At 40.0% G+C, this 5,278-nt stretch carries 4 protein-coding genes; 2 read left to right on the top strand and 2 right to left on the bottom strand.

All coding sequences use genetic code 11. The features are described 5' to 3' along the window. Positions 1-153 precede the first annotated feature (153 nt). Positions 154-468 carry a hypothetical protein gene (locus HKI82_RS20265; RefSeq protein ID WP_171139010.1) on the bottom strand — a complete coding sequence of 105 codons (315 nt, stop codon included), beginning with the start codon at positions 466-468 and terminating at the stop codon, positions 154-156. Positions 469-891: 423 nt separating this feature from the next. Further along, positions 892-2,901, bottom strand: a complete 2,010-nt coding sequence (locus tag HKI82_RS20260; RefSeq protein ID WP_171139009.1) for a cellulase family glycosylhydrolase — start codon at positions 2,899-2,901, stop codon at positions 892-894. Between the two features lie 330 nt (positions 2,902-3,231). Between HKI82_RS20260 and HKI82_RS20255 the strand changes: the two genes are divergently transcribed. Both HKI82_RS20255 and tnpA read left to right on the top strand, forming a co-directional pair. After that, positions 3,232-4,506: an ABC transporter substrate-binding protein gene (locus tag HKI82_RS20255; RefSeq protein ID WP_171139008.1), complete on the top strand. Its 1,275-nt coding sequence runs from the start codon at positions 3,232-3,234 to the stop codon at positions 4,504-4,506. A gap of 99 nt (positions 4,507-4,605) precedes the next feature. Next, positions 4,606-5,064 carry an IS200/IS605 family transposase gene (gene tnpA / locus HKI82_RS20250; RefSeq protein ID WP_171139011.1) on the top strand — a complete coding sequence of 153 codons (459 nt, stop codon included), beginning with the start codon at positions 4,606-4,608 and terminating at the stop codon, positions 5,062-5,064. Positions 5,065-5,278: the final 214 nt, after the last annotated feature.

Here is a 5,278-nt window from a genome sequence, read left to right as displayed (position 1 = left end):
TTTCACCTGTCATTCTATGAAGTGTATCTTAACACCTCTAATCAGGTGGCCAAATTCACTATGCCACTACAAATGGTCTCTCTTGATCACCACTCCAGTTCAAGCGGAAGAGCAAGTTCACAGACTTCGAGGATGGCTAGTGTGAGCCATCCTTTAGTTTTGACAATTCAATGCAGCCTTAAGTGAAGGTGTTTCTCCTATAGCAAATACATTTGAAAACACAGTGGTCATACTTTGTTCGTTTTCACCGATGCTGCTTGCGACATCAGCCATATGAGATAGGTTTCCACCAATGAATAACTGTACTGTATAACCTGTTTGAGGTTTCTTATTGCTGACGATGGGACTCGAACCAATGACGGTTGCGTTCTTCCATTGTTCAGAAATACACATGGCTATTTGTTCTGATGTTTGGCTGCTTTTAACAATAAAAGCAGGTGCTGTTGTGCGAAGTTTTTGTGGAGTCATGGCCCCCCTCGATACCCAGTATTGCGCTTGAAAGTATCCACTTTTTCATAGGACTACCTTGTGAACAATAACAGTGTCTTTTAACTAAATTCAGGCTAGAAGCGTTGAATGATAATATTGGGCAATGTTTATATCACATTGTTTTTTACAATAAAAAAATAAAAACAACAACATATAAACATTGCCCATATAAACGGCTTAGAAAAACTTAATACGTAGTCTGCTATTACGAAAAATAAGGCAATTTATGGCAAAAGAAACGTGTCCTGAATCCTAGACTGAGAAGGAATGGGGCATAAGTGTGCCAATCGCTAGTTAGCAGAAACGTCTTAAATGTGTGTTCTCACATAGCTTGCAATGAGCGTTGCTCTAGAAGTTAAACGCCAGTTTGTAACTGGCGTTTAATTCTATGTTAAGAACCGCTTAATAGACGGGTTTTAAGAACTCAATATCGTCGATGTATACTGAACCATCTAATGGATATTTATCACCAACTATACATAAGAACATGTCCGGTAATTTTTTCGATACATCTCCCAAGTCAATTTCTACAACTTGTTTATAGTAGGTTTGTCCGTTAAGAGTAACTTTCTCTAGATCTTTGACTTGTTTTCTATGTTTATCTGCATCGAGTTTTACCCAACCATCACCTAATGCTGCATATGGACGTACGCCACCTTTATCTTCTGAATTGGCTGGTACGTATAATGTGTAGCGCATTTTTGTATGTTGGGCGAACCCTTCAACTGCAAGATTGCGAACTTTAAGCTCTTCCCAATCATTCTTTCCTGACCAAACGAGGTTTAGTTTTAACATCGGTGAGCCAAGGTCATTCGTTGGTTCGACTGCTGGTGACTTCCAACTTGCTTGCCATGTACCTTCTTTCTGCCAACCTTGTGTTGTACCATCTTCAAAGTCATATTTGGTGCCAACCTCATATCCTTTGATTGGGCGGTCAATTTCTACTTTGATTTTGTCTGTTTGTCGCTCTCCTTGCTCGAATGTAGCGACTGTTATGAGTGTTCGAGAACCATAGCCAATATCACTAGAATTAAGTTTGGCTTCGTAGTATCCATCTCCGTCAGTATCAGTCATATCTAAAGAGATGTTCTTCTCTGGAATACGGAGCTGAACTTGTTGCGTCTTGTTGCCAGGCTTAGGCATAGGATAGCTACGAACAGTGAAGCTTTGCTCAGAGACCTTCATTCCATCAACTGGATATGCCAAATAAACGGTATCTTCTTGGCTATATGTTAACCCTCGCATCTGCTTCGAGTGATTGACAAGAATACTTGTTGTTCGACTATCGTCATTTAGAATTCTAAAGCCATCATAGTCAGGGTATAGTTTATTTGGTTGGTCTGGATCGGAACTGGTTAAGATCCAGAACATGCTTCCGGCTAAGCCATTTTCATAAGCTGTTTGAGTCCACTTATGGTAGATGAAATCGCGATTTTGCGGTTCGTCTTTACCAATACCGTATTCTTCAAGTACTGCTGGTTTGTTCGCCTTCTTAGCGGCTGAAGCATGATCTTTGATCCATTGTGTTCCCCATTCTTCAGCGTTGTGTTTGCCCCAATGTTCAGGGTATAAGTGGAAAGTACCGTAGTTGATGTTTGGAAGGGTAATGATTCTGTCCCAATCTACACCTTCACCGCCATTGTATGTCCAATCTTCATTATTATTTCTTTTGAAGAAACCTTCAGAGCCAAGGGCTATAAGCTGGTTGGGAGCTAATTCTCGAATGTAATTACTAGTGTCTTTTGCCCAGTTATATAGTAGCTCTCCACTTTTGTCTGACTGCGCCCTTGGTTCATTTGCAAGTTCCCAAGTCATGATTGCTGGTTCGTCTTTATTGGCTATGCCTGTATAGCGGTTTTTATGCTCAATAATATGTTTCACATAGTTTTTGTAAGCGTTAACTATCTCAGCTTGCTTATAAAAGTCATCATGATGTGCGCCATTAAACCAATCTACGTATTGTTGCATGCCACCAAAATCGCCCCAGTTATTAGTCAGAGCAATGACTACACGAATCCCACGTTGTTTGGCTTGAGCTACGGTATAGTCGAGTTTTTCTAGTGCACTCTTAACTCCTGGTGGTGGGGTATAAACTCCAGGTTCAGCCTGCATAGTATGTTCATGACTAACACCCTCCATAAATCCCCATACTCGAATCGTATTAAGCCCCATTTCTTTGGCATCATCTAATACAGCATCGATCATCTCATGTGAGCGATAATGCATGTAATAGTTGTTCGTACCAGCAAATCTAAATGGCTTATTGTTGAGTAGCAGTTGATCACCTGACTGAATAACAAAACTCTCCATAGAATCTAAAGGAAAGTTGTTGTCAGCCATATTCGTGTTTACGCCACTACTACATGCGGCTAGCAAGGTGAACAGTGGCAATGGATAGTAGATGTTCTTCATCTTTCGTCCTTAATTGTTATTTAGTTATGCGGCTTATATTTTGGACAGAATCACGCTGTAGAATAAATGGTAACGTTTCGATTGTGTGTTTTAGTTCACCATAATCAGGAAAATGTGACTTTGTGCATTATATTTTAGGTTTTGAGTTTATTTGTTTAAAGTATTGATAATTAATAATTTAAATGATTTTGTCGTGTTTTTTTGAAAAAGTTCTGGTGATGATGCTCACGTATCGGTGTATTCTATGTGGATTAAATTAATCGTAACGTTATTATTTTGTTCAAGAAGAGCAATCAAGCATCTAGCCAAAGATGTGCATGGAGATAGAGAATGAAACTAACTGTACCTACAATTACAAAAACAATCGTCGCAAGCGCTCTTGCTTTCGGCATCAGTAGCACAGCAAGTGCAGGTGTTACTGACGGAATAAATAAATCTCTGGTAAAAGGGGAGATTACTTTTTACACCAACCGCACCGATTTAGTGGAAGCTGGTGTATATAAACGTTACGAAAAGGAGTTTAAGGAAATTTATCCTCAAGTAACGGAAGTAAAAGTAGTTGGCTTTGCGGATTACCAAGGTGGTCTGCGTCCACGTATGAATACTGGCGACTATGGCGACTTAGTTTTAATCCTTCCATCTGTACCTTCTGAACAATATGGCAACTTTTACGAACCGCTGAATGACTTATATGGTCCGGAAGATGTCTATTTTTACGACGCATGGGCTGATTCAGGAAATGCGTATGGTATTTCAATGGGTAACTCGGTTGAGGGACTTGTATACAACAAAGAAGTTTTGAAGAAAGCTGGTGTTGAAGTGCCGATCAAAACACTATCTGGCTTCTTTGATGCTGCAGCGAAGATCAAAGCAAACGGGCAAATTCCACTTTACATCAACTTCGGTGCCCAGTGGCCTCTTCAACAGTGGGATAAATTTCCACTTGTAGTTGAAGGAAGTAATGATGTTTATGAAAAAATGCTAACTCAAGATAAGCCTTTCTCTGGCGATACGTCATATAACAAGTCTCTTAGTGTACTCAAGAAGCTAATTGATGATGGCTTTACCGAGAAAGATTTGATGACTAACTCTTGGGAAGATTCGAAGAATGCGATTGCCAAAGGCGATGCAGGTATGTATTACCTAGGTAACTGGGTTATTCCTCAAGTTATTGAACGTGGTGCAGAACCAAGTAATGTAGGCTTCATGCCAATGCCTTCAAATGATAAGGGCGAACTTAATGCACAAATGAACCACGACTGGGGTTATGCGGTAAGCAAGCATTCAAAGAACAAAGAAACAGCAAAAGCGTATTTGAAGTTCATTATTGAAGCATCGGATTTCGAGGAAATTGCAGGTTTCATCCCAACTCTAAAATCTAAAAAACCTTCGTTACAACAGTTAGACGAATTCATGAGCTATGAACCAAATGTTATTCAGACTCCTGTTAACTCTTCAACGTTCATTGAAGTAACTAACCGTTCGAAAATCGATTTCTACTCAGGTGGCTATATCCAAGATGTAATTACATCGAAAGACTTTGCCGAAGCGTTAGAAAAACTTGATTCTCGCTGGGATAGAGCTAAGAAACGAGTTGTAAAATAAACACCGCTGCAAACAACTTCTGCTGGCTTATTGCCAAGGTCGCTCGGGGGAGCGACCTTTTTTTGTATAGAGAAAACCCCTGCTAGACTGGGGAGCCCAATCGGGGACGAAAAGAGCTTAGTACACACGCGCTGGAACTGTAAATACCATGTAGTCTTCGCACCGAAATATAGACGGCAAGTGTTCTTTGGAGAAAAACGTAGATTAATAGGCGAAATATTGAGGAAACTCTGTGAATGGAAAAATGTGAATATTCTTGAAGCGGAGTGTTGTTCAGACCATATTCATATGCTTTTAGAGATACCGCCGAAAATGAGTGTTTCGTCTTTTATGGGGTATTTGAAAGGTAAAAGTAGCCTCATGCTTTATGAACGATTCGGGGATTTAAAGTTTAAATATCGGAATCGAGAGTTTTGGTGCAGAGGGTATTATGTAGACACGGTTGGTAAGAATACGACCAAGATACAAAATTACATAAAGCACCAGTTGGAGCAGGATAAAATGGGAGAGCAACTGTCTATCCCATATACAGTAAGCCCGTTTAGGGGCGGTAAGTAATCGTCATCACGATGCGCCTGTTAGGGCGCTGCTGGTAAGAAAGCCTTATAGGCGCATATGAAAAACCACCGGCTATGCTGGTGGATACTTTTTTAATACATTGTTTACAAGTTAATGTGAACTGCTGTAGCTAAGCCCTATCAAATTTGTGTTAAAGCGAAACAAGATGAAATCAGATGTAATACTTTTACTTCATGAACTTATGTATAAGCCG

Origin of the sequence: Vibrio plantisponsor (genome assembly GCF_013041605.1) — a bacterium.
GTDB lineage: Bacteria > Pseudomonadota > Gammaproteobacteria > Enterobacterales > Vibrionaceae > Vibrio > Vibrio plantisponsor.
The sequence above is the reverse complement of the archived record's forward strand: the minus strand, read 5'-3'. Positions and strand labels throughout refer to the sequence as shown.